The sequence below is a fragment of the Xanthomonas sp. WHRI 8932A genome, from assembly GCF_035012785.1.
In the GTDB taxonomy this organism is placed as follows: Bacteria; Pseudomonadota; Gammaproteobacteria; order Xanthomonadales; family Xanthomonadaceae; genus Xanthomonas.
Map to the genome: position 1 here is coordinate 53,785 of NZ_JAYGQQ010000009.1, position 23,856 is coordinate 77,640.

A 23,856-nucleotide genomic window follows, 5' to 3' on the forward strand; every position below is an offset into this window, starting at 1 on the left:
GAAGAGGCGCGGACTGGACAAGCGGGGCGGCTTGCGGGCAGATTTCTCAGCACGCTAGCAGCCACTTCACATCCATTCGCCTACCCACGTCCGGGAAGCGGGAATCAATCGCAAGACTTGCTGAAAGGGAAGGCTGGGTGGCCGACAAATTCGATGCACAGATTCTGGTTCGCAGTGTGCAGTGCGAATGTATGATTTCTTCCATCCTGAGTGGTAATCGTCAGATCCAAGGATGCATTATCGCCGCCATAATTGAAATTCCAATGAACTTCCTGGTTTCCTTTACGGCCTGCGTTCCATGTGTATAGTATTTTTCCATTAGGTGCTTTCAGCTGCGCAGTGACCTTCCAGTTTTCCTTCGCCGCTTCAATCGCAATGTAGTGGCGTTCAGCCTGTGCGGCGGATGCGCCAAAAAGGCAGAAAAGACCGAGGATGGCCGCCAGTGGTACGGTCGCCGAGGGACGCTTTTTCAGTGATTTTTGCATGGCGTGTTTTTCCGGAATAAAAAGTCTGGGTGAGGCGGCGCCGGCTGGATGGAGCTGAGCCTTTCGCCGTTGAAATATGAAATGGCTGAATCGATTGAATCGACTTGTATGCTAGTTCGATGCGGTTCTGCCATGAATGCGTCTTTCCGAACATTTGTGTCCATTCGAGAGCGTTTCTGATCCGCGTGACGATCGAACGCATGCGGTGGGGGAAGGTGGGCCTCTCACCACCACAACTGCAGCAAGCCCGCGGCAAGGAAAGGCGCAGTCTGCGAGAATGCGCTATCTCCTTTTGGACAGCGACCCACGATGACTGCCGCCGTGCCACTCGCCACGCCCGTCAATTCGCCTGCGCGCGTGCTGTTTGCCAGCCTGATCGGCACCACCATCGAGTTCTTCGATTTCTATATCTACGCCACCGCTGCGGTGCTGGTGTTCCCGATGTTGTTCTTTCCGGCCGGCGATGGCAGTGCGGCGATGCTGCAGTCGTTGGCGACCTTTGCGGTTGCCTTCATCGCGCGACCGGTGGGCTCGGCGGTCTTCGGCCACTTCGGCGATCGGGTCGGCCGCAAGGCCACGCTGGTGGCGGCGTTGCTGACGATGGGCTTATCCACGGTCGCCATTGGTCTATTGCCCGGCTATGCGCAGATCGGAGTGTGGGCCCCATTGCTGCTGGCGCTGTGCCGGTTCGGTCAAGGGCTGGGCCTGGGTGGCGAGTGGGGCGGCGCCGTGCTGTTGGCCACCGAGAACGCACCGCCGGGCAAGCGCGTGTGGTACGGCATGTTTCCGCAGCTGGGTGCGCCGCTGGGCTTTTTGCTGTCCACCGGCACCTTCCTTGGCATGGGCGCATTGCTGGACGATGCGGCTTTCATGCAATGGGGCTGGCGGGTGCCGTTTCTGGCCAGCGCCTTGTTGGTGCTGACCGGGCTGTGGGTACGCCTGAGCATTACCGAAACACCGGACTTTCAGAAAACCCTGGATCGTCAGACGCGGGTACGGCTGCCGCTGGGCACCGTGATCTCGCAGCATTGGCCGGCGTTGATCATCGGCACGCTGGGTGCGTTTGCCACCTTCGTGTTGTTCTATCTGATGACCGTGTTCGCATTGGGCTATGGCACCAAGACGCTGGGCTACGACAAGGAACAATTCCTGCTATTGCAGATGGCCGGGATCGTGTTCTTTGCGCTGGGCATCCCGTTGTCGGCCAAGTTTGGCGATCGGCATGGCGCACCGTTGGCGATGATGCTGGCCAGCATCGCCATCGTTGCTTTCGGACTGGCGTTTGCGCCGTTGTTCCAGGCCGATCACCCGTTGCAGGTGCTCACTTTTCTCGGGCTGGGCTTCTTCTTCATGGGGCTGACCTACGGCCCTTGCGGCACCTTGCTGGCGGAGTTGTATCCCACCGAGGTGCGCTATACCGGCGCGTCGCTGTCGTTCAATCTGGCCAGCATCCTGGGTGCGGCCCCGGCGCCGTATGTGGCCACGCAATTGGCGGCGCGCTACGGGGTGCAAGCGGTGGGTTACTACCTGGGCGGCGCCGCGGTGTTGAGTTTGCTCGCGCTGACGATGGTGCGGCGATCGCGTCGATAGATGCTGTTGGATACGCGACTGCCGTAGGCGCGGGCTGGTGCGCGCAGAGGTGCTATCGGTAAGGAGCCTTCGCGCCCGGGTGCGCTCCTACGGGAGCTAGAGAAAGACGCGCTTTGAGGTGCGTCCTGGCCGGCCGTCGTGTTGGTGCAAGCGTGCGGCGCTCAGACCGCCAAGCGTACCTGGTTGCGGCCGCCGGCCTTGGCCAGGTACAGATATTTGTCGGCTTCGTTCAACAGGTGATGCAGCGATTGATCGCTTTCGGTCGCGATGCACACGCCGATGCTTACCGTCATGCTCAGCGTGTCGTCGCCGACGCGCACGCGTAGTGCGCTGATGCGTTCGCGCAGGGTTTCGAAGTAGCTGGTGGCGTTGGCTGCATCCAGCCCCGGCACCAGCAGGCAGAATTCTTCGCCACCGAAACGCGCCACCAGATCCTGCGGACGTGCATGCCCGGAGACCGATGCGGCCACCGCGCGGAGCGCCTGGTCACCGGCTTCGTGGCCCCAGGTGTCGTTGATGTGTTTGAAGTGATCGATATCCAGCATGGCCGCGGTCACCGTCTGGTCCTGCGACAGCAACTGCGGGATCACGCGCTGGCTTTGTTCCAGGAAGTAACGCCGATTGGGCAGGCCGGTGAGGAAATCGCGTGTGGCTAGATCCTGCAGCGTGCCGATCAATTCCAGCTGGTCCACGTTCTGCGAGACGCGGCAGAAGAATTCTTCGCGCGAGAAGGGCTTGCGCAGGAAGTCGTTGGCGCCGTTCTTCAAGAAGCGCGGGATCAGCGACGAGTCGCTGTTGCCGGAGATGCCGATCACCGCGACCTTGTCGCGCGAGCGCAACGCACGCAGCCGGCGGGTGAATTCCACGCCTTCCATGCCGGGCATTTCCTGATCGACGATGGTCAGGCGGATGTCGGGGTCGCGTTCGATTGCTTCCAGTCCGGCGGCACCGTCAGCGGCCAGCACCACGCGGTAGCCGTACATCGACAGCAGTGCGGCGGCGTAGGTACGAGCAGACAACGAATCGTCCACCACCAACGCACCGATGCGACGATTGCGCTCCAGGCGCTGCACCAACCAGGCCAGATACTCGATGCTGCCCGGTGCGTTCTTGAGTACGTAATCGATGATCTGCTGCTGCAGTACGCGCTGGCGCAGATCCTCGTCGTACACGCCGCTGACCACCACGGTCGGCAGGTTGCGCGAGAGGAAGAACTCCACGACCTTGTCGCGGTCGCCGTCGACCAGCACCAGGCCGGTCAGGACCAGGAACCAGCCATCTTCTTCGTCGAGCACGCGCGCCGCTTCGGCCAGGGTCGAAACGACCGTGACCGGCAGTTCCACGCGTTGCTCGATGGCTGCGCGCAGCATGCTGGTGAACGTGCGCGAGTTCTCCACCAGCAACACGCGTTGCGGCAGAACTGCGCTTTCACTATTGCGATGTAGGGTACCTGGGGACATCGGCTGGCCGTGTGGATCGAACCGTCAGATCAGCTAACGGCTCTGCTCGCCAAAACTTGAGCGCTGCGTTGCAGCTTGCGCGATGGACCTGAGGGTGCGGTCACCACAACGCGTCGCGCAGCCGGTACCAGCTCATGGCCGCCACCAGCAGCGGGGTGCGCAGCCGCTGCCCGCCGGGAAACGGGCGGTGCGGGATACGCGCAAACACGTCCAGCCGCTGGCTCTGGCCTGCGATGGCCTCGGCGATCACCTGGCCGGCCAGACCGGTGGCTGCCACACCGTGGCCGGAGAAGCCCTGCGCGAAATACACAGTCGGCGCGAGCCGGCCCCAGTGCGGCGCGCGGTTGCGGGAGATGTCCACGTAGCCGCCCCAGACGGTCTCCAGCGGCACGTCGCGCAACTGCGGAAACACCGTGTGCATGCGCTGCGTCATCAAGCGATTCAGGCCCGGCGGCGGGCGCGACGAATAGCTGGCGCGCCCGCCGAACAGCAGCCGGTGATCGGCGCTGAGCCGGTAATAATCCAGCGCCCAATTGGTGTCGGCCACCGCCATGTCGTTGCCGATCAGCGCGCGTGCGCGCGCCTGGCCCAGCGGCGGGGTGGCACCCACGTAGGTGCCGACCGGCATGATGCGCTGCTCCAGCGGCGCGGCGATGCCGTGCAGCAAGGCATTGCCGGCAATCACGCCGAAGTCTGCGGTCACGCTGCCATCGGCCGTGTGCATCGTGACCTGCGCGCCAGGGTCCAGGCGGGTCACCGCCGAGTCTTCGAAGATGCGTACGCCAGCCGCCAGTACCGCTCGCGCCAGGCCGAATGCATAGGCCAGCGGATGCAGATGGCCGCTGGCGGGGTCGAACATCGCACCCAGATACAGTGGGCTGTCGAGCACCTGGCGGGTGCGGGCGCGGTCCCACCACTCCAGCGGGTAGTCGTAGCGCTGCGCCATGCGCACGATGCCGTGCTGCAGCGCCCGCACCTGGCGCGGCTTGAGCGGGACATGCGCATGACCATCGCGCCAGTCGCAGGCAATGGCATGGCGTTCGATCCGCTGGCGTAGCAGGCGCATGCCGTCGCGCGAGAAGTCGAACAACAGGCGCGCATCTTTATCGCCGACCAATGCTTCCAGCGTCTCCTGTTCGCAGCCGTAGCCGACGATGGCCTGGCCGCCGTTGCGACCGGATGCGCCCCAGCCGATGCGCCGGGCCTCCAGCACGACGACCCGGTAGCCGGCTTCGGCCAGCGCGAGCGCCGCAGTCAGTCCGGTGTAACCGGCGCCGAGAATGCAGACATCGGCGCGTTCGGCGCCGCGCAGGCGCGGTTGCGCGGGCAGGGCAGGCGCGCTGCGCGTGTACCAGCTGTCCGGGTAGCCGCCCTCCGCGGTGTCGGCGTGCGGCAGCGCGGTGGCCGGGCTGCCCATCACACGGTCCGCAGGTACCGGGCGTAATCGATGTCCGGCACCAGCGCCTGGTAATCGAGCAGCTCGCGTTGTTTCTGTTGCCCGAACACATGCTGAAACTGCGTGCCTAGCTGGGCGCCGATAAAGTCGCTGGACACAAACGCATCGATCGCGCCCTGCCAGGTGCGTGGTTGGAAGATTCCTTGCGCATAGGCATTGCCGGTGATCGGCGGCGTGGGTTCGGCGGGCTGCTGCAGGCCGTCGAGCATAGCCGCCAGCACCGCGGCCGCGGCCAGATACGGGTTGGCATCGGCGCCGGCAATGCGATGTTCGATGCGCGTGTTGCGGGCATCGCTGTGCGGGATGCGCAGCGCCACAGTGCGGTTGTTGAAGCCCCAGCTGGCATCCAGCGGCACGAAGGCGTTGCTGACGAAGCGTCGGTAGCTGTTGGCGTGCGGCGCGAACAACAGCAGCGATGCGTCCGCATGCCGCTGCAGCCCGGCGATGGCGTGGCGCAGGCGGTCGGTGGGCATCTCGGCCTCGCCGGCCAGCACGTTGTGCCCGTCGGCATCGAGCAGGCTCACATGCAGATGCAAGCCACTGCCGGCCTGGCCGGGGAACGGCTTGGCCATGAAGCTCGCCAGCATGCGCTGCTGCTGCGCGATGGCCTTGATGGTGCGTTTGAGCAGGATCGCCTCGTCGCAGGCGGCCAGCGCATCGGCGCGATGTTGCAGGTTGATTTCGAACTGGCCCGGTGCGTACTCGGCCACGGCGGTGTCGGCCGGGATGCCTTGCTGGTGGCATGCAGCGGTGACCGCATCGGTAAAACCACGGTGATCGTCCAGGTCCTGCAATGCGTACACCTGGGTGCTGTCGCTGCGGATGCCGGTGACCGGGTCGCGCGGGGTCTGCGGGCGCCCTTGCGCATCGGGCACCGCATCGAATAGGTAGAACTCCAGCTCCACCGCCACCACCGGGGTCAGCCCGAGTGCGGCAAAGCCGTGCAACACCCGCTGCAACACCGCGCGTGGCGCGACCTCGAACAGGCTGCCGTCCGGGGTATGCATCGCCAGCAGCAGCTGCGCCATCGGTTGCGGCGCCCACGGTACCGGGCGCAGCGAGCCCTCGATCGGCCGGCAGATGCGGTCGGCATCGCCGATGGCATAGCCAAGCCCGGTTTCTTCCACGGTGTTGCCGGTGATGTCGGTGGCGATCAGCGACATCGGCAGGCATACGCCATCGCGGTAGACCTTGTGCAGCGCATCGGCAGTGACGCGCTTGCCGCGCAACACACCGTTGGTGTCGGGCAATAACAGGTCGACGGAGTGGCAGCCGGCGATACGCGCCAGGGTGGCGGCATCGGCAGCGGGCAGCGATGCGACGGAGTTCTCGGAAGCCATGGGCACCACCTGCGAAGTCGCCGCCCAGCCTAGCAAAGCAGGCGTGATCGTTTGCGATCAGGCAACGGTACAGCGGTGGCAATGGCGGCGGTGGCGCGGTAAGTTCGAGCGCATCTGCCGTTCAACGCACCGCATCGGGATGTCTGCATGGCTGTCGTACCACTGGTCGGATTGCCGACCGATCGCATCGCGCAAGGGCCGCATCCGTTTCTGGCGGCCGGCGAAAAATACATCCGTGCGGTTGTGGACGCGGCCGGTGCCATGCCGGTGCTGCTGCCGAGTCTGCAGCCCAGCCTGGAGGCCGGCGTGTGGCTGGATCGGTTGGACGGCGTGTTGCTCACCGGGGCGGTCAGCAATATCGAACCGCACCACTACAGCGACGAATCGAGTTGGGAGGGCAACCCGCACGATGCGGCGCGCGATGCCACTAGCTTGGGATTGATCCCGCAGGCGCTTGCGCGCGGTCTGCCGGTGCTGGCGATCTGTCGTGGCCTGCAGGAGGTCAATGTCGCGCTCGGTGGACGCCTGCATCAACGCGTGCATGCGGTGCCCGGTCTGGCCGATCATCGCGAAGACCGTAACGCGCCGCTGGACGTGCAATACGGCCCAGCGCATCCGCTGCGGTTGCAGCCCGGCGGTTGGCTGTCTGGCATGAGCGACTCGGCCGAGGTGTGGGTCAACTCATTGCACGGGCAGGGCATCGCCACGCTGGCCAATGGCCTGCTGGTCGAAGCGACCGCCCCGGATGGCTTGATCGAAGCCTTTCGCGGCCCGGGACCCGGGTTTTTACTCGCCGTGCAATGGCATCCGGAATGGCGTGTCACACAGCATCCGTTCTACCGTGCCATCTTTCAGTCCTTCGGCGAGGCCTGTCGCCGTTACGCCGCTCAGCGCGGTCAGTGAGGTTGTATGTCGATCCGCACACGTTCGCGTAAATCCACGCCCAAGCAGCCGGAGAGTGCATTGCGCCGCTGGCTCAAGGACCGCCACATCACCGAGGTCGAATGCCTGGTGCCGGACATCACCGGCAATGCGCGCGGCAAGATCATTCCGGCCGACAAGTTTTCGCACGATTACGGCACGCGGTTGCCCGAAGGCATCTTCGCCACCACGGTCACCGGCGACTTTCCTGACGACTATTACGCACTGACCTCGCCGTCGGATTCTGACATGCATCTGCGCCCGGACGCGTCCACCGTGCGCATGGTGCCGTGGGCCGCCGACCCCACCGCGCAGGTCATCCACGATTGCTACACCAAGGACGGCCAGCCGCACGAACTGGCGCCGCGCAATGTGCTGCGTCGCGTGCTGGAGGCCTACGCCGAGGTCAAATTGCAGCCGGTGGTGGCGCCGGAGCTGGAGTTCTTTCTGGTGCAGAAGAACACCGATCCCGACTTCCCGTTGCTGCCGCCGGCCGGGCGCTCCGGTCGCCCGGAAACCGCGCGGCAGTCGTATTCGATCGATGCGGTGAACGAGTTCGACCCGATCCTGGATCTGATGTACGACTATTGCGATGCGATGGAGCTGGACGTGGATACCTTGATCCACGAATCCGGCGCCGCGCAGCTGGAAGTCAACTTCACCCACGCCGACGCCTTATCGCGCGCCGACCAGGTGTTCCTGTTCAAGCGCACCATGCGCGAGGCGGCGTTGCGGCATGGGGTGTATGCGACATTTCTGGCCAAGCCGATGGAAACCGAGCCCGGCAGTGCGATGCATATCCACCAGAGCCTGTTGCATGCCGGCACCGGCAAGAACGTGTTCAGCGGCAAGCGCGAGGGCGGGTTCAGCGACACCTTTGCGCATTATCTGGGCGGGCTGCAGAAATACATTCCGATGGCGATGGGGCTGCTGGCGCCTAACGTCAATTCGTACCGGCGACTGATGTTCGGCGAGGTGTCGCCAAGCAATGTGTTGTGGGGCTTCGACAACCGCACCTGCGGGTTGCGGGTGCCGATCGATGCACCACAAAACATGCGGGTGGAAAGCCGGTTTGCCGGCTCCGATGCCAATCCGTATCTAGCGATGGCGGCGACATTGGCGTGCGGGTTATTGGGCATCCGCGAAAAGCTGGAGCCGACCGCGCCGATCAGCAGTAACGGCAAGGAGCAGGGCTACGATTTGCCGCGCTCGTTGGGTGAGGCGCTGGATGGGTTGGAAAAATGCGAGGCGTTGCAGGAGATGTTGGGGCGTCGGTTTGTGCGGGCCTATATCTCGGTGAAGCGTAAAGAATATGAGACGTTCTTTCGGGTGATCAGTTCGTGGGAGCGGGAGTTTTTGTTGTTGAATGTGTGATGGGGTCGGATGAGTGTTGCTGCACGCTCCCTTCTCCCGTCGGGAGAAGGTGCCCGCAGGGCGGATGAGGGTGCGGTGTCAGGCGGTGTTGAAGCTTGGCTTGTTTACTTCAGTGCCTCTAAAAGCTTCAAAACAGAGCAGGGCTTTCACGCCCTCCGGGCGCGAGTCACTTTTTCTTTGCTTGTGCAAAGAAAAAGTAACCAAAAAGAAAGCACACCCCGTCCTCGCGCCCTCCGCGCCATAGGCGCTACGGGTGCGCAAGTCCGGCAGAAATTTTTGTAAGGGACATCCGTGTCCCTTACAAAAACGTCGCGCATCCATGCGCGCCGCCCTGCGGGTTGTATCTGCCGGCCTTGCCGCTGCGGTATGGGGCCCCGGAAAGCGCAAGCGAAGCAAGGCAATCAAAGCTGAAGCAAAGCAAGGCGAAACAAAGCAAGGCGAAACAAAGCAAGGCGGAGCTAGGGGAAACAAAGCGAAGCTAGGCAGATCAAATCAAAGCAAAGCAAAGCGCTGCGCAGGTCAGCGCATCAAGGTGTAGCGATGTCATGCGGAAGCCAGCTGGTGCTTGGCAGGAGGCCGGCGCCGCGAAGGAAATGCGCAGACCGCGCACGCAGCAAGGCGTTCCCTTCTCCCATCGGGAGAAGGTGCCCGAAGGGCGGATGAGGGTGCGGTGTTGGTGGCAGCGCTAGTTCTCGCGGCCAAGCCGTCTGGCGGATGTGCCAGCGATTCGCAGGGCAATCTGCAATGCCGTCCACGGTGCGGCAACAAGGCGTGGGTATGCTCGAGGTTCCTCATGCGTGGAGCAGGTCGTGGATCCTTCTGTGCTCAGGTCGCTGCAGCAGCTCGATGCCGCGCATCATCTGCATCCGTTCAACGACAACGCGGTGCTGGCGGGCAAGGGCACGCGCATCCTGACGCGCGGTGAGGGCGTGTATGTGTGGGATGCCGATGGCAACAAGTTGCTGGATGCGTTCGGTGGGTTGTGGTGCGTCAATGTGGGCTATGGACGTACCGAGCTGGCGCAGGCGGCGGCGCGGCAGATGGAGCAGCTGGCGTACTACAACAGCTTTTTTCAGTGCACCACCGAGCCCACCATCCACCTGGCCGCCAAGCTCGCGGAACTGACGCCCGGCGATTTGAATCATGCGTTCTTCGCCAATTCCGGGTCGGAGGCCAACGACACCATCCTGCGCCTGGTGCGGCATTTCTGGGCGGTGCAGGGGCAGCCGCAAAAACACGTCTTCATCGGTCGCCACAATGGCTATCACGGCACCACCATGGCCGGTGCCAGCCTGGGTGGCATGCAGGGCATGCACAAGCAGGGTGGGTTGCCGATACCGGGCATCGTGCATATCGAGCCGCCCAATCATTTCGGCGATGGCGGGGACATGGCGCCGGACGAATACGGGCTGCTAGCCGCGCGCCGTCTGGAAGCCAGGATTCTCGAACTTGGGCCGGAAAACGTGGCGGCCTTCATCGGCGAACCCATCATGGGGGCGATCGGTGTCTATATCCCGCCGCGCAGTTATTGGCCGGAAATCCAGCGTATCTGCCGGCACTACGACGTGCTGCTGGTGGCTGACGAGGTGATTTGCGGATTCGGGCGTACCGGGGAATGGTTCGGGGCGGATTACTTCGGCTTTCAGCCCGATGTGATGACGCTGGCCAAGGGCATCACTTCCGGTTACATCCCGCTGGCGGCGGCGATGTTCAGCGATCGCGTGGCCGGGGTGCTCAAGCAGCAGGGCGGCGAGCTGGCGCATGGCGGTACCTATGCCGGGCATCCGGTGTGCGCGGCGGTGGCGCTGGAGAATCTGCGTCTGCTGCAGGACGAAGGCATCGTGGATACAGCACGCACGCAGATTGCGCCGTATCTGGCGCAGCGCTGGGCCGAGTTGGGCGCGCATCGGCTGGTCGGCGAGGCGCGGATCGCGGGCTTGGTCGGCGCGCTGGAGCTGGTGCCGGACAAGCGCCAGCGCGGCCGGTATTTCCCCGGGCGCGGGCGGGTTGGTGCGATGTGCCGCGACTTCGCGCTACGGCGCGGTCTGATCCTGCGCGCCACCTACGATGCAATGCTGCTGTCGCCGCCGTTGATCATCACCTGCGAGCAGGTCGACGAGCTGTTCGACAAGGCCTGGGCGGCGTTGGACGACACCGCGCAGGCGTTGGGCAAGTAAGCGCGGCGGCAGGCCTCCGGCCGCAGAGCCGCGCAGCCACAGCGCAGCAAGCGCCACCGCCGCGGCCGACCTTCGCCAATCCCGACGCTTCAGCGCGTCAAACCGCGAACCCCGGTCCACGCACCTCCCGCTGTGCAAACCCGGACGCGGTGGGTAGGCTGGGCGCAGACCGGCCGCGATGCCGGGCCGCTCCCACCGCGCTGCCCTGGAGACCCACATGACGCTGCGACTGCTCGCCCTGACCCTGTCCATCACCCTGTTGTCCAGCTGTGGCGGCGGTGGCGCGCCGGGCAAGGCCGATGCGCAGGCCAAGGTGCTGAACGTCTACAACTACTCCGACTACATCGCCGAAGACACGATTCCCGCGTTCGAAAAAAGCACCGGTATCAAGGTCACCTACGACGTGTTCGATAGCGACGAGATGGTGGAAACCAAGTTGCTGGCCGGCGGCAGCGATTACGACGTGGTAGTGCCCACGCTCAACTTCTTCGGCCGGCAGATCCAGGCCGGTGTGTTCCTGCCGTTGGACAAGAGCAAGATCCCGAATCTGGTCAATCTGGATCCGGACGTCATGCGCCGCATCGCCGCGCAGGACCCGAACAACGCCTATGGCGTGCCGTACATGATCGGCACCACCGGCATCGGCTACAACGTCGACAAGCTCAAGGCGATCTTCGGCAGTACCGATGTCGCCAACAGCTGGGATCTGGTGTTCAAGCCGGAGAATCTGTCCAAGCTCAAGGACTGCGGCGTCACCATTCTGGACACGCCCTCGGACATGATCCCGATCGCGCTGAATTATCTGGGCCTGGATCCGCACAGCAGCGTGCCGGCCGAGATCGAGAAGGCTGCCGCGCTGATCAAGACCATCCGCCCGTACGTACAGAACTTCCACTCCAGCCAGTACGTCACCTCGCTGGCCAATGGCAATACCTGTCTGGCGGTGGGTTGGTCGGGCGACATCATCCAGGCGCGCGACCGTGCCAAAGAGGCCGGCAACAACGTCAACGTGGCCTACGCCATTCCGAAGGAGGGCGCGCCGCAATGGTTCGACATGCTGGCCATCCCCAAGGACGCCAAGCATGCTGACAACGCCTACGCCTTTATCAATTACCTGTTGAAGCCGGAGGTGGCCGCGGCCAACAGCAACTTCATTCACTACGCCAACCCGGTGCGCACCGCCACGCCGCTGGTGGATGCGGCGATCCGCAACGACCCCACCATCTACCCGCCGCCAGAAGTGACCGCCAAGATGTTCACCTACGCGATCAACTCGCCAGACGTCGATCGCCTGTACACGCGGCTGTGGACCGAGATCAAGACCGGCCGCTGAGCCGTGGCGTCAGGCGCTGATGCGGCGCAGGCCGCCGCATCCTTATCAAACGCCAATCATTGGCTGAGACACTGCAAATCTGGTCGCGGCAGCGTGCAGCTGGCGCACCGGCATCGCGTCGCGAGCGCACGCTTGGGTGCGGCACGCGGCTGCCCGACACTTGCCAACCGAGCGGTACCGCGCGTCCGGCCAGCCTCAGCCCCAGCTGACTGGCCTCATCACGCAACCTGTACCGACGAGTTCAAATAATTGTATGGTTCCGCCGCTTTCGCCGTGCCGCTGATGCGGCATGCCGCTGCGCGCATCGCCCACGACCTACAGGACGCTTCCTTTGAGCAACCAAGCAGACCACCCGTCCAACGATGGCCGCAGCCAGACCGCGGATGCGCAGGGCGCCGACGCGCACGACGACCAGGAGCAGAAGCCTTCGCCGTTGAAGAACCCCAAGGTCAAGTGGACGCTGATCCTGGTGGGCGTGCTGGTGCTGGTCTTGCTGGTGGTCTGGCTGGCCTATTACCTGATCAAGGGCCGCTACATGCAGGACACCAATAACGCCTATCTGCAGGCCGATTCGGTGGCGGTGGCGCCGCGCGTCAGCGGCTATGTGACCAAGGTGATGGTGGGCGACAACCAGATCGTGGACGCCGGCCAGCCGCTGCTGCAGATCGACGACCGCACTTACCAGGCAACCCTGCAGCAGGCCGAGGCCGCGATTGCCGCGCGCCAGGCCGATATCGCTGCGGCCACGGCCAATGTCTCTGCGCAGGAATCGGCGCTGGTGCAGGCACGTACCCAGGTCACTGCTGCCGCTGCCAGCCTCACCTTCGCCCAGGCCGAAGTGAAGCGCTTCGCGCCGCTGGCGGCGTCCGGCGCCGACACCCACGAGCACCAGGAAAGCCTGCAGCACGAGCTTGCGCGCGCCCGCGCCCAGTACGACGCGGCCCAGGCGCAGGCCAAAGGGGCGCAGAGCCAGATCCAGGCCAGCACGGCGCAACTGGAGCAGGCCCAGGCCGGGGTGAAGCAGGCCACCGCCGACGCCGATCAGGCCCGCATCGCGGTGGAAGACACGCGCCTGACCAGCCGGATCCACGGCCGCGTCGGCGACAAGACCGTGCAGGTGGGGCAGTTCCTGGCCGCCGGCACCCGCACCATGACCATCGTGCCGCAGGAATCGCTGTACCTGATCGCCAACTTCAAGGAAACCCAGGTCGGCCTGATGCGTCCCGGCCAGCCGGCCGAGATCGAGGTCGACGCGCTGTCCGGGGTGAAGCTGCACGGCAAGGTCGAAAGCCTGTCGCCCGGGACCGGCTCGCAGTTCGCGCTGTTGCCACCGGAAAACGCCACCGGCAACTTCACCAAGGTGGTGCAGCGCTTGCCCGTGCGTATCCGTGTGTTGGCCGGCGAAGAGGCGCGCAAGGTGCTGGTGCCAGGCATGTCGGTGGAAGTGACGGTAGACACGCGCTCGGCCAAGGACGCCAAGGAGCGTGCCGAAAAAGAATCCGACCGCGTGCAGGAGCAGGAGCGCGCGCAGTGAGTGCAGCGGCAGCCACCGGCCCGAGTGCCGGCGGCAGCGCGACTCGCGAGAAGGCCGAGCCGGGCGCCTGGCTGGCGGTGCTGGCCGGCACCATCGGCTCGTTCATGGCGACGCTGGATATCTCCATCGTCAACGCTGCGCTGCCCACCATCCAGGGCGAGGTCGGCGCCAGCGGCACCGAAGGCACCTGGATTTCCACCGCGTATCTGGTCGCCGAGATCATCATGATCCCGCTGACCGGCTGGTTCGTGCGCACCTTGGGGCTGCGCAACTTCCTGCTGATCTGCGCGGTGATGTTCACCGCGTTTTCGGTGGTGTGCGGGTTGTCGACCTCGTTGACGATGATGATCATCGGCCGGGTCGGGCAGGGCCTGGCTGGCGGTGCGCTGATTCCCACCGCGCTGACCATCGTTGCGACACGGCTGCCGCCCAGCCAGCAGACCATGGGCACCGCCTTGTTCGGCATGACCGTGATCATGGGCCCGGTGATCGGCCCGCTGCTCGGTGGCTGGCTGACCGAAAACGTCAGCTGGCATTACGCGTTTTTCATCAACGTGCCGATCTGCGTCGGCCTGGTGGCGTTGCTGCTGCTGGGGCTCAAGCATGAAAAGGCCGATTGGGCGGGCCTGCTCAATGCCGATTGGCTGGGCATCTACGGCCTGACTGCGGGCTTGGGCGGGCTTACCGTCGTGCTCGAAGAAGGCCAGCGCGAACGCTGGTTCGAATCCAGCGAAATCAACACGCTGAGCCTGATCGCCTTGAGCGGCTTTATCGCCCTGGTGGTCGGCCAGTTCCGCAAGCGCGCGCCGGTGATCCGTCTATCGCTGCTGCTGCATCGCAGTTTCGGCGCGGTGTTCATCATGATCATGGCGGTGGGCATGATCCTGTTCGGCGTGATGTACATGATTCCGCAGTTTCTGGCGGTGATCTCCGGCTACAACACGGAGCAGGCCGGTTACGTGCTGCTGCTGTCCGGCCTGCCCACCGTGCTGCTGATGCCGATGATGCCCAAGCTGCTGGACATCGTGGACGTGCGCATCCTGGTGATCGCCGGGCTGATCTGTTTTGCCGCGGCGTGTTTCGTCAACCTGTCGCTGACCGCCGACACCGTCGGCACGCATTTCGTCGCCGGGCAGTTGCTGCAAGGCTGCGGGTTGGCGTTGGCGATGATGTCGCTCAATCAGGCGGCCATCTCTTCGGTGCCGCCGGAGCTGGCCGGCGATGCATCGGGCCTGTTCAATGCCGGCCGCAACCTGGGCGGATCGGTCGGGTTGGCGCTGATCTCCACCTTCCAGGAGCGCCGCATGACCTTCCACACCGAAACCATCGGTAGCGCGATCACCGCCAATGCGACGCGCGCGCAGGACTTTCTGGCTGGCCTGAGCGCGCAGATGCAGGGCAGCGCCGGTGGCGAGGCGGCCATCCGCTCGATCGCGCAGTTGGCGCGACTGGTGCAACAGCAGGCGTTGGTGATGACCTACAGCGATCTGTTCTGGATCTTCGGCGTGATCGTGGTCTGCACGATTCCGCTGGCTTTTTTGCTCAAACCGTTACCCAAGGGGGCGCACCTTGCAATGCACTGATTCCCTGCGCCCGATGCGCATGCCACTGGCGGCGGCGCTGAGCGCCGTGTTGCTGGGCGGCTGCATGGTCGGCCCCAACTACACCAAGGCACCGCCGGTGGCCGATGCGGCCATGCAGGCGCCCGCGCTGCATCGCGCCAGCGGCGCGCAGGTGGTTGCCGCCGCGCCGTTGAACCACTGGTGGGAGCAATTGAACGACCCGCAGCTCACCCAGCTGGTGACCCGGGCGTTGGCCGACAGCCCCAACCTGCGCGCAGCGCAAGCGCGTCTGCGCGCCAACCGCGCTCTGGCCCGGCAACGCCGCGCCGAGCGCTTGCCCAAGCTCAATGCCAGTGCGATCTACGCCTATGCCGAGCCGCCGCAGACCATCGTGGACACGCTGGGCGGGCTGCAGGAGGGCCAGCCCGGTCAACAGCCAGCCGCAGGCGATCAGGCACTGGATCTGGACAAGACCCAGATCTACAGCGCCGGTTTCGATGCCAGTTGGGAGCTGGATTTTTTCGGCCGCCGCCGTCGCGCCGCCGAGGGCGCGCTGGCGCAAGCGCAGGCCTCCGAAGCCGAGCTGGCCGATGCGCAGGTGCAGCTCGCCGCCGAAGTGGGGCAGGTGTATCTCAACTATCGCGGGCTGCAGGCACGGCTGGCCATTGCCGATGCCAATCTGGAGAAGATCGGCCAATCGCTGGCATTGACCCGTCAACGCCGCGAGCGCGGTGCGTCCTCTGACCTGCAGGTTGAGCAGATCGCTACCCAGGTGCAGCAGCAGCAAGCGCAGCGTCTGCCGCTGGAAATGCAATTGCAGGAAGCGCTGGACCAGCTCGCCTTGATGGTCGGACGCGAGCCCGGCGCGTTGGACGCGCAACTGGCGGCGGTGCAGCCACTGCCGATGTTGCCCACCGACGTGCGCGTGGACGATGCCGGCGCGTTGATCCGTCGTCGCCCCGACGTGCGCAAGGCCGAGCGCGAGCTGGCCGCGTCCAGCGCGCAGATCGGCGAGGCGTTGAATGGTTACTTCCCGCAGGTGACCCTGCTGGGTGGGCTGAGTTGGGTGGCCGGTTCGCCCAGCGACTTCAACTCCGATGCGCTGACCACCCTGGCGGTGCCGATGCTGCGCTGGTCGATCTTCGATTTCGGCAAGACCCGTGCGCAGGTGGAACAGGCGCGTGCCGGCAATGCCGGCCGCGAGGCGGCTTATGAGGGCGCGGTGCTGGCGGCGTTGCAGGATGCCAGCTCTGCGTTGTCGCGCTTCGGTTCTGCGCGCAAGCAGCTAGTGGTCGCGCGCCAGGCCGAAGCCTCGGCCACGCGCTCGGCCGGACTGATGCAGCAACGCCGCGATGCCGGCGCAACCTCGTCGATCGATCTGCTCGACGTGCAACGCCAGCAGTTGTCCGCACAGGACGCCGCCGCGCAAGCGCAGGTGCAGCTATTGGTCAACTACGTCGCGCTGCAAAAAAGTCTGGGTCTGGGCTGGAGCGAGGCGCCGCAGGAGACGCGTTGACTGTTGTCGATGCCTGATGGTGCCTTCAAGTAGGCATGCCTGCGCTGCCAATTCCATTGCCATTGCCGCGCGTCGGTGATGGTTGCGCATGCGGTCTGCATCGGGAGTATTGGTGGCACGGACGTCATCGGGTTGATGGGGTTTGCACAAGCCCCGTCAGTGAGTGTGGAAACCTGCGCTTTGCTGGACTTAAACACGCAGCGACGAGGACGGCTTGCATACCGATTTACGCATCGTCTTACACGTTTGGACGGCGTGCGTTTTGCATCCGGATATCCGGTTGATCAGACCAACTTGGAGCGGCTAACACAACGGAGCCAGCAATCGTCAGGTGGGTGCGGACAGCACGCAGAACCGGAGTGTACGAGTAGTAGATGCTGCACCGAGCACCGAGCACCGAGCACCGAGCACCGAGCACCGAGCACGGAGCACGGAGCACCGGCCGCCTGGCGTTGAGCACAGTCGTTTTGTTAGCTGCTCGTCTAGCGTTAGCTCCGCTTGATCGGCTGGTATTGCCCGGCGATGTCTTCTCCAATCGAAACAAGTCACCACTGATGCAGTCACGGGCACTTGCCGCAAAGCCGCTTGATCGTCACTCTCAGCCGCAGACGCGCAGACGCGCAGACGCGCAGACGCGCAGACGCGCAGACGCGCAGACGCGCAGACGCGCAGACGCGCCCGACAGCCGATACATGCTTTTGCCATCATGGCGCGCAGGCTCTACCCCCGGCGCCTGCGTTTGCCGTCATCGAGAGGAACCATGTCACTGACCGACGCCTTGCCGCCCCTGTCCACCCCTGCGGATGCCGGCTACCTGTCCATCAGCGAGGTCCGTAAGGAATTCGATGGCTTTGTCGCGGTCGACGATGTCAGCCTGCAGATCCGCAAGGGCGAAATCTTTGCGCTGCTGGGCGGGTCGGGCAGCGGCAAATCCACCTTGCTGCGCTGTCTGGCCGGCTTCGAGCGACCCACCAAGGGGCGCATCACACTCGATGGCCAGCCGATCGACGCGCTGCCGCCGTACGAGCGCCCGATCAACATGATGTTCCAGTCCTACGCGCTGTTTCCGCATATGAGCGTGGAGCAGAACATCGCCTTCGGGCTGAAGCAGGAAGGCCTGTCGAAGGCCGCCATCGCCACCCGCGTCGGCGAGATGCTGGAGCTGGTGCAGCTGGGCGCGTTGGCCAGGCGCAAGCCGCATCAGCTCTCCGGCGGCCAGCAGCAGCGTGTCGCGCTGGCGCGCTCGCTGGCCAAGCGGCCCAAACTGCTGCTGCTGGACGAACCGATGGGCGCGCTGGACAAAAAACTGCGCTCGCAGATGCAGCTGGAACTGGTCAACATCATCGAAACCTCCGGGGTCACCTGCGTGATGGTCACCCACGACCAGGAGGAGGCGATGACCATGGCCACGCGCATCGCGCTGATGGATCAGGGCTGGATCCAGCAGGTCGGCACGCCCGATGAAATCTACGAACAACCGGCCAACCGTTTCGCTGCCGAATTCATCGGCTCGGTCAATCTGATCGATGCCGTCATCGCCGAAGACGCGCCCGATTACGTCACGCTGAAGACGCCGGCGTTCGACGCCCCTATCCGTATCGGCCACGGTATCACCGGCTTCGAAGGCCAAGCGGTGGCGTTTGCGCTGCGTCCGGAAAAACTCGCCATCGGCAAGGACGAACCCACGCAGGCCTGCAACAAGGCGCAGGGCGTGATCGAAGACATCGCCTATTTCGGCAGCCATTCGGTCTACCACGTGCGCCTGCCCAGCGGGGTCAAGCTGATGGCTAACTTCGCCAATCGCCAGCGCTGGGCAAGCGAAGCGCTGACCTGGGGCGATGCGGTGTGGGTGGGTTGGGGCGAGGACGATGGCGTGGTGCTTACCGCATGAGGCCGCGTCTTTTCCGTCGCGGCTTGCCGGGTGCGCGTTGGGGCGTGATCGCCGCACCGTACCTGTGGTTGCTGGTGTTCTTCGCGATCCCGTTCCTGATCGTGCTGAAGATTTCGTTTGCCGAGCGCGCCATCGCGATGCCGCCATACACGCCGCTGTTCGCATCTGCGGCCGATGGCGCCGTCAGCGTCAAGCTGCATCTGGGCAATTACCTCGCGCTGCTGCGCGACAGCCAGTACGTGGCCGCGTACCTGAGCTCGATCAAGATCGCGGCGATCTCCACCGCACTGGCGTTGTTGATCGGCTACCCGATGGCGTATGTGATCGCACGCTTGCCGTCGGCTACCCGCAACGTGGCGATGATGCTGGTGGTGCTGCCATCGTGGACCTCGTTCTTGATTCGTGTCTACGCGTGGATCGGCATTCTCGACGGCAACGGCCTGCTCAATCAGGCGCTGCTGGCGCTGGGCGTGATCAAGCAGCCGTTGCAGTTGCTGTACACGCCCGTCGCCGCCTATATCGGCATCGTCTACTGCTATCTGCCCTTCATGGTGTTGCCGCTGTACGCCAATCTGGTCAAGCACGACAACCGCTTGCTGGAAGCGGCCTACGATCTGGGCGCGCGTCCGTGGCAAGCGTTTGTGCGTATCACCTTGCCGCTGTCGCGTAATGGCATCGTGGCCGGCTGCATGCTGGTGATGATCCCGGCGGTGGGCGAGTTTGTGATTCCGGAAATGCTGGGCGGCCCCAACACCTTGATGATCGGCCGCGTGTTGTGGGGCGAGTTCTTCAATAATCGCGATTGGCCGGTGGCCGCTGCCGTGGCCACCGTCATGCTGGTGTTGCTGCTGGTGCCGATCGTGATCTTCCACCGTTACCAGCAGCGCGAGCTGGAAGGGCGGCTGACTTGATGCGGGCCTCGCGCGGTGGGCGCGTACTGGGCGGCAGTGTGCTCGCGCTGGGGTTCGGGTTTTTGTATCTGCCGATCCTCTTGCTGATGGTGTACTCGTTCAACGCCTCGCGTCTGGCCACGGTGTGGGGCGGGTTTTCGACGCGCTGGTATGGCGAGTTGCTGCGCGACCGGCAATTGCTGGAGGCAGCCTGGGTCAGTCTGGAAGTTGCGTTCTGGACCGCCTGCGCGTCGATGGTGCTGGGCACGATGGCCGCGATGGCGATGGTGCGCATGCGGCGGTTTCCCGGCAAAACGCTATTCGGTGCGCTGATCACCGCACCGCTGGTGATGCCGGAGGTGATCATCGGCTTGTCCATCCTGCTGTTGCTGGTCTCGATGGGCGGCGTGCTCGGCATCGCACCGCGCGGGGCAGTGGCGATCTGGGTCGCGCATGTCACCTTCACCGTATCGTTTGTCACCGTGGTGATTTCCTCGCGCCTGCAGGAGCTGGACCGCTCGCTGGAAGAAGCTGCGATGGATCTGGGAGCCACGCCGCTGAAGGTGTTCTTCCTGATCACCTTGCCGATCATCGCGCCGGCACTCGCATCGGGGTGGCTGCTCGCCTTTACCCTGTCGCTGGACGATGTAGTGATTGCCAGCTTCCTGGCCGGGCCCAGTTCCACCACGTTGCCGATCAAGGTGTTCGCATCGGTGCGGCTGGGCATCAGCCCCAAGATCAACGCACTGGCCACAGTGATGGTGCTGGCGGTGTCGGTCGCCGCGGTGATCGGTTGGTGGCTGCTGGCACGCAGCGAAAAACGCCGTCTGCGCGATCAGCAACTGGCGCTGCAAGCTGCTCCCTGAGCAGGTGCCCGCGTTAGTGTGGCCAATGAACTGCAGCAAGCGGCCATCAGACAGGTGCGAACGCTCAAGCCACCGACGTGTACGACGGATACGACGGCCGCCGGACGCTGGGCACACCAGTGCGAGCGGCGGCTACCTGGCCGGAGGCGTGTACCCGTTGTCCCAGGGCTGCGGCTTGGTCAGGTAGCACTGATACTCGGCCCTGATGTCGTAGCCGTGTTGCTCGACTCTAGGTTGTTCATCGGCGCGGTCCTTGCGGTTGTCCTTGCTGTCGTCCTTGGACTTTCGCTTATCGGGAACGATCGTGACCATGTTCGGCGACGACTGCGCGGTGATCAGTTGGCGGATCGCAGTGTCCGAGCACGCATGCAGTGCCTCGTCCTCGCAGGGTTGCGCGGGATCGGGCATCAGGCTGTTGCAGCGTACGGTGACAAACCCGGCTGGTCCGGGCCGCGGGCCACGCAAGAGGTCCTGGAGGACGGCACATCCCGTCAGGCATGCACTGGTGCCAAGTACAACGAGAGCGATGAGATTCCGGCGCATCGTGGTGGTCTTCCATGGATGGATGAATCTGCCGCCGCGCAATGCTAGAGCAATGCGCGGTTGGACCGTCTGAACAGGGCAAGGCTGCTTTCGTTACCTTGTCTGGGAGCGTGATCCCAGCTGCAATTGATCCGCCAGCTGTGCGGTGAAGGTGCGGCATTGCGTCGCGGTGCGGGTAAACACAGCGTTGCAGCAATTTGCAGTGGTTGTGACGCGGCTGCAACTTCCCGGCGACTAGCATTGGGCGTCTTGCAACTGGAGACCGTCATGTCCTACGACACCGTCAACCCTGCCAACGGCCAGGTCGAACATACCCAGCAGACGCTGGACGCCGCCGCCATCGAGGCGCGCTTGGCCGCGTCCGCCAAGGCGTTTGCGCAGTGGGCAGCATTGCCCTTGGCCGAACGGGGCACCTTGCTGCGCCGGGTTGGCGAGGAGTTGACCAAACGGCGCGACGACCTGCAGCGCATCATGACCGCCGAGATGGGCAAGCTGCGCCGCGAAGCGCTGGCCGAGGTCGACAAGTGCGCGCAGGCCTGCGCGTATTACGCCGACCATGCTGCCGAGTACTTGGCGCCGCGCGAGATTCCAACCGAGGCGCAGTCCAGCTATGTGCGCTATGAACCGCTGGGCTGCGTGTTTGCGGTGATGCCGTGGAATTTTCCGCTGTGGCAGGCGTTTCGCTTTCTCGCGCCGGGCCTGATGGCCGGCAATGTGGCGCTGCTCAAGCATGCCAGCAACGTGCCGCGTTGCGCCGATGCGATGAAGGACATGCTTGATGCCGCCGGCATTCCGCCGGGCGTTTTCGACGTGCTGCATATCGACAACGACCAGGCCGCCGATGTGCTGCGCGATGACCGCATTGTTGCAGTGACGTTGACCGGCAGCGAACGTGCCGGCCGCTCGCTGGCCGCCAATGCCGGCGATCAACTGAAGAAGTGCGTGATGGAGTTGGGCGGCAGTGACGCCTTCGTGGTGCTGGAAGACGCCGATCTTGAACACACCGTGCAATCGGCAGTGCAGTCGCGCTTCGACAATAGCGGGCAGACCTGCATTGCCGCCAAGCGCTTCATCGTGGTCGATGCCATCGCCGACCAGTTTATCGAACGCTTTGTCGCCGCCGCCGCCGAGCGCGTGGTCGGCGACCCGCAACAGGAAAGCACCACACTCGCACCGATGGCACGCGCCGATTTGCGCGACGAATTGCACAAGCAGGTGCAGGCCAGCGTGGAGAAGGGAGCGAAGGTATTGCTGGGCGGTGCACCGGTGCCGGGCTCGCATGCCGGCTACCCGGCCACGATCCTCGACCAGGTCGCCCCCGGCATGCCGGCGTACGACGAAGAATTCTTCGGTCCGGTGGCCTCTATCATTCGTGTGGCCGACGAAGCCGAAGCGGTACGTGTGGCCAACGACACTACGTTCGGCCTGGGTGGCAGCGTGTGGACCGCAGACGCCAAGCGCGGCGAGCGCGTGGCGCAGCAACTGCAGTGCGGCGCCGCCTTCGTCAATTCGGTGGTCAAGAGCGATGTGCGGCTGCCATTCGGTGGCATCAAGCGCTCAGGATTTGGCCGCGAACTCGCCGATCACGGCATCCACGAGTTCATGAATATCAAGACGATCTATGTGGCTTGAGTGCCGGGAGTGGGGATTCGGGAGTAGGGATTCGTCAAGCAACGGCGCTTCCTTCTCCCATCGGGAGAAGGTGCCCCAAGGGCGGATGAGGGTACGCATCAGCTGGTCGTTGGCTAGCGCGCGCCAACAGAAACCACCAGCCTTCAAACAGGATTGATCGAACGATCAAACGCAACAGCGCTCAAACTCAACCATCACTCAAGCTCGATCAGCAACCAGCCAACCCGCTCCAACCAATCCCGAATCGCCACTCCCCAATCCCGGCCGCAAAGCGGCCTACAGCCACCGCGCGCGCTTGAACAGGCGATACAGCACCAGGCACGAGGCCACCACGCCGCCCACCAGTAAGGGGTAGGCATAGGATTTGTCGAGTTCGGGCATGTGGCTGAAGTTCATGCCGTACCAGCTGGTAATCAGGGTCGGTGCGGCGAGCAGGGCGGCCCAGGCGCCCAGGCGCTTGACGGTTTCGCCCTGCGCCAGCGTCACCATCGACAGGTTGACGCTCAAGGCGGTGCCGAGCATCTCGCGCAAGGTGTCGATGGCGTCGTTGATGCGCACGGCGTGATCGAGCACGTCGCGCAGGTAGATGCCGACCTCGTCATGGATCAACGCGCCCGGATTGCGCTTGAGGTGCGAGAGCACGTCCTGTAACGGGGCGACCACCAGACGCATCTTGTTGAGTTCGCGCTTGAGCTCATACAGGCGCACCACGGTTTCGCGCTTGTAATTGTCGGCAAAAATGTCTTTTTCCAGGCCTTCCAGCGTGTCGCGAAACTCGTCCATGATCGGCAGGTAGTTGTCGACCACAAAGTCCAGCACGCCATACAGACAGAACGACGCGCCCTTGCGCAGCATCGCCGGCTCGCGTTCCACCCGATGGCGGACCGGCGTGTAGGACAGCGACGCGCCATGGCGCACGGTCAGCAGAAAACGTGCGCCGAGGAACGCATGCGTCTCGCCGTAGCGGATGCGTTCGTTGACCAGTTGCGCGGTATTGACCACCACAAACAACGAATTGCCGTAGCTCTCGGCCTTGGGGCGTTGGTGCGCCTTGAGCGCGTCCTCGATAGCCAGATCGTGCAGGCCGAACTCGTCCCGCAACTTGTGCAGCACCGATTCCTGCGGCTCATACAAGCCAACCCAGACGAAGCCATCCGGGCGCTCCAGCACGTCGCTGATCTGCTCCAGGCTGATGTCGTGCCGCTTGCCGTCACCGTCGTAGTACGCGCAGGTGATGACGCAGGACGGGTTGTCCGGATGGCGACCGTGGTTGTTCATGCGCGCAT

The 23,856-nt window shown here is 64.2% G+C and carries 18 protein-coding genes and 1 other RNA gene; 12 read left to right on the forward strand and 7 right to left on the reverse strand.

The window, feature by feature from the left end; translation table 11 throughout:
• Positions 1–104: 104 nt before the first annotated feature.
• Positions 105–485 carry a hypothetical protein gene (locus VC212_RS15450; protein WP_153066045.1) on the reverse strand — a complete coding sequence of 127 codons (381 nt, stop codon included), beginning with the start codon at positions 483–485 and terminating at the stop codon, positions 105–107.
• 309 nt (positions 486–794) lie between these two features.
• Here VC212_RS15450 and VC212_RS15455 point away from each other — a divergent pair, with 309 nt between their 5' ends.
• Complete coding sequence (locus VC212_RS15455) at positions 795–2,075, forward strand: MFS transporter (RefSeq protein WP_323526279.1); 1,281 nt, start codon at positions 795–797, stop codon at positions 2,073–2,075.
• Between the two features lie 161 nt (positions 2,076–2,236).
• Here the strand turns inward: VC212_RS15455 and VC212_RS15460 are convergent, their stop codons facing one another.
• The 3 genes from VC212_RS15460 to VC212_RS15470 all read right to left on the reverse strand — a co-directional run bounded on the left by VC212_RS15460 (position 2,237) and on the right by VC212_RS15470 (position 6,331).
• The gene (locus VC212_RS15460; protein ID WP_311238642.1) at positions 2,237–3,535 is read right to left on the reverse strand and encodes a diguanylate cyclase; all 1,299 of its coding nucleotides are present in this window, start codon (positions 3,533–3,535) and stop codon (positions 2,237–2,239) included.
• Positions 3,536–3,635: 100 nt separating this feature from the next.
• Positions 3,636–4,952 carry an FAD-binding oxidoreductase gene (locus VC212_RS15465; RefSeq protein WP_323526280.1) on the reverse strand — a complete coding sequence of 439 codons (1,317 nt, stop codon included), beginning with the start codon at positions 4,950–4,952 and terminating at the stop codon, positions 3,636–3,638.
• Complete coding sequence (locus VC212_RS15470) at positions 4,952–6,331, reverse strand: glutamine synthetase family protein (RefSeq protein WP_323526281.1); 1,380 nt, start codon at positions 6,329–6,331, stop codon at positions 4,952–4,954. Before VC212_RS15470 ends, VC212_RS15465 begins: the two co-directional genes overlap by 1 nt.
• 147 nt (positions 6,332–6,478) lie before the next feature.
• On the opposite strand from VC212_RS15470, the gene VC212_RS15475 reads away from it, so the two are divergent.
• The 7 genes from VC212_RS15475 to VC212_RS15505 all read left to right on the forward strand — a co-directional run bounded on the left by VC212_RS15475 (position 6,479) and on the right by VC212_RS15505 (position 16,748).
• The gene (locus tag VC212_RS15475; RefSeq protein WP_323526282.1) at positions 6,479–7,234 is read left to right on the forward strand and encodes a gamma-glutamyl-gamma-aminobutyrate hydrolase family protein; all 756 of its coding nucleotides are present in this window, start codon (positions 6,479–6,481) and stop codon (positions 7,232–7,234) included.
• Positions 7,235–7,240: 6 nt separating this feature from the next.
• Positions 7,241–8,626: a glutamine synthetase family protein gene (locus tag VC212_RS15480; protein WP_055851821.1), complete on the forward strand. Its 1,386-nt coding sequence runs from the start codon at positions 7,241–7,243 to the stop codon at positions 8,624–8,626.
• An 809-nt stretch (positions 8,627–9,435) separates the two neighbouring features.
• On the forward strand, positions 9,436–10,803 hold the full coding sequence (locus VC212_RS15485) for an aspartate aminotransferase family protein (RefSeq protein ID WP_323526283.1): 1,368 nt from the start codon (positions 9,436–9,438) through the stop codon (positions 10,801–10,803).
• A 217-nt stretch (positions 10,804–11,020) separates the two neighbouring features.
• Complete coding sequence (locus VC212_RS15490) at positions 11,021–12,136, forward strand: polyamine ABC transporter substrate-binding protein (RefSeq protein ID WP_323526284.1); 1,116 nt, start codon at positions 11,021–11,023, stop codon at positions 12,134–12,136.
• A 331-nt stretch (positions 12,137–12,467) separates the two neighbouring features.
• Entirely contained in the window at positions 12,468–13,670 is a 1,203-nt protein-coding gene (locus VC212_RS15495; protein WP_055851830.1) for an HlyD family secretion protein, read from the forward strand.
• Entirely contained in the window at positions 13,667–15,253 is a 1,587-nt protein-coding gene (locus VC212_RS15500) for an MDR family MFS transporter (RefSeq protein WP_055851832.1), read from the forward strand. Before VC212_RS15495 ends, VC212_RS15500 begins: the two co-directional genes overlap by 4 nt.
• 4 nt (positions 15,254–15,257) lie before the next feature.
• A complete protein-coding gene (locus VC212_RS15505) occupies positions 15,258–16,748 on the forward strand; it encodes an efflux transporter outer membrane subunit (RefSeq protein WP_323526395.1) in 1,491 nt (496 codons plus the stop codon).
• Between the two features lie 301 nt (positions 16,749–17,049).
• On the opposite strand, the gene VC212_RS15510 is transcribed toward VC212_RS15505, so the two are convergent.
• A non-coding RNA gene (locus tag VC212_RS15510) (sX9 sRNA) lies at positions 17,050–17,124 on the reverse strand.
• Positions 17,125–17,508: 384 nt separating this feature from the next.
• Between VC212_RS15510 and potA the strand changes: the two genes are divergently transcribed.
• Genes potA through VC212_RS15525 form a run of 3 tightly spaced genes read left to right on the forward strand, consistent with a single transcriptional unit; the run spans position 17,509 to position 20,395 of the window.
• A complete protein-coding gene (potA, locus tag VC212_RS15515) occupies positions 17,509–18,639 on the forward strand; it encodes a polyamine ABC transporter ATP-binding protein (protein WP_311238636.1) in 1,131 nt (376 codons plus the stop codon).
• A complete protein-coding gene (locus tag VC212_RS15520) occupies positions 18,636–19,550 on the forward strand; it encodes an ABC transporter permease subunit (protein ID WP_115559015.1) in 915 nt (304 codons plus the stop codon). The genes potA and VC212_RS15520 overlap by 4 nt, the downstream gene beginning before the upstream one ends.
• Positions 19,547–20,395 carry an ABC transporter permease subunit gene (locus VC212_RS15525; RefSeq protein ID WP_055851842.1) on the forward strand — a complete coding sequence of 283 codons (849 nt, stop codon included), beginning with the start codon at positions 19,547–19,549 and terminating at the stop codon, positions 20,393–20,395. Before VC212_RS15520 ends, VC212_RS15525 begins: the two co-directional genes overlap by 4 nt.
• 132 nt (positions 20,396–20,527) lie before the next feature.
• On the opposite strand, the gene VC212_RS15530 is transcribed toward VC212_RS15525, so the two are convergent.
• On the reverse strand, positions 20,528–20,803 hold the full coding sequence (locus VC212_RS15530) for a hypothetical protein (RefSeq protein ID WP_323526285.1): 276 nt from the start codon (positions 20,801–20,803) through the stop codon (positions 20,528–20,530).
• Between the two features lie 402 nt (positions 20,804–21,205).
• Here VC212_RS15530 and VC212_RS15535 point away from each other — a divergent pair, with 402 nt between their 5' ends.
• A complete protein-coding gene (locus VC212_RS15535) occupies positions 21,206–22,570 on the forward strand; it encodes an NAD-dependent succinate-semialdehyde dehydrogenase (RefSeq protein ID WP_323526286.1) in 1,365 nt (454 codons plus the stop codon).
• A gap of 276 nt (positions 22,571–22,846) precedes the next feature.
• Here VC212_RS15535 and VC212_RS15540 read toward each other — a convergent pair whose 3' ends face one another.
• Complete coding sequence (locus VC212_RS15540) at positions 22,847–23,848, reverse strand: magnesium and cobalt transport protein CorA (RefSeq protein WP_323526287.1); 1,002 nt, start codon at positions 23,846–23,848, stop codon at positions 22,847–22,849.
• Positions 23,849–23,856 lie beyond the last annotated feature (8 nt).

Bases quoted from the DNA above. Each gene is read 5' to 3' on its own strand.
- VC212_RS15450 (WP_153066045.1), bottom strand. From the start codon at position 485: ATGCAAAAATCACTGAAAAAGCGTCCCTCGGCGACCGTACCACTGGCG.
- VC212_RS15455 (WP_323526279.1), top strand. From the start codon at position 795: ATGACTGCCGCCGTGCCACTCGCCACGCCCGTCAATTCGCCTGCGCGC.
- VC212_RS15460 (WP_311238642.1), bottom strand. From the start codon at position 3,535: ATGTCCCCAGGTACCCTACATCGCAATAGTGAAAGCGCAGTTCTGCCG.
- VC212_RS15465 (WP_323526280.1), bottom strand. From the start codon at position 4,952: ATGGGCAGCCCGGCCACCGCGCTGCCGCACGCCGACACCGCGGAGGGC.
- VC212_RS15470 (WP_323526281.1), bottom strand. From the start codon at position 6,331: ATGGCTTCCGAGAACTCCGTCGCATCGCTGCCCGCTGCCGATGCCGCC.
- VC212_RS15475 (WP_323526282.1), top strand. From the start codon at position 6,479: ATGGCTGTCGTACCACTGGTCGGATTGCCGACCGATCGCATCGCGCAA.
- VC212_RS15480 (WP_055851821.1), top strand. From the start codon at position 7,241: ATGTCGATCCGCACACGTTCGCGTAAATCCACGCCCAAGCAGCCGGAG.
- VC212_RS15490 (WP_323526284.1), top strand. From the start codon at position 11,021: ATGACGCTGCGACTGCTCGCCCTGACCCTGTCCATCACCCTGTTGTCC.
- potA (WP_311238636.1), top strand. From the start codon at position 17,509: ATGTCACTGACCGACGCCTTGCCGCCCCTGTCCACCCCTGCGGATGCC.
- VC212_RS15520 (WP_115559015.1), top strand. From the start codon at position 18,636: ATGAGGCCGCGTCTTTTCCGTCGCGGCTTGCCGGGTGCGCGTTGGGGC.
- VC212_RS15530 (WP_323526285.1), bottom strand. From the start codon at position 20,803: ATGCCCGATCCCGCGCAACCCTGCGAGGACGAGGCACTGCATGCGTGC.
- VC212_RS15535 (WP_323526286.1), top strand. From the start codon at position 21,206: ATGTCCTACGACACCGTCAACCCTGCCAACGGCCAGGTCGAACATACC.
- VC212_RS15540 (WP_323526287.1), bottom strand. From the start codon at position 23,848: ATGAACAACCACGGTCGCCATCCGGACAACCCGTCCTGCGTCATCACC.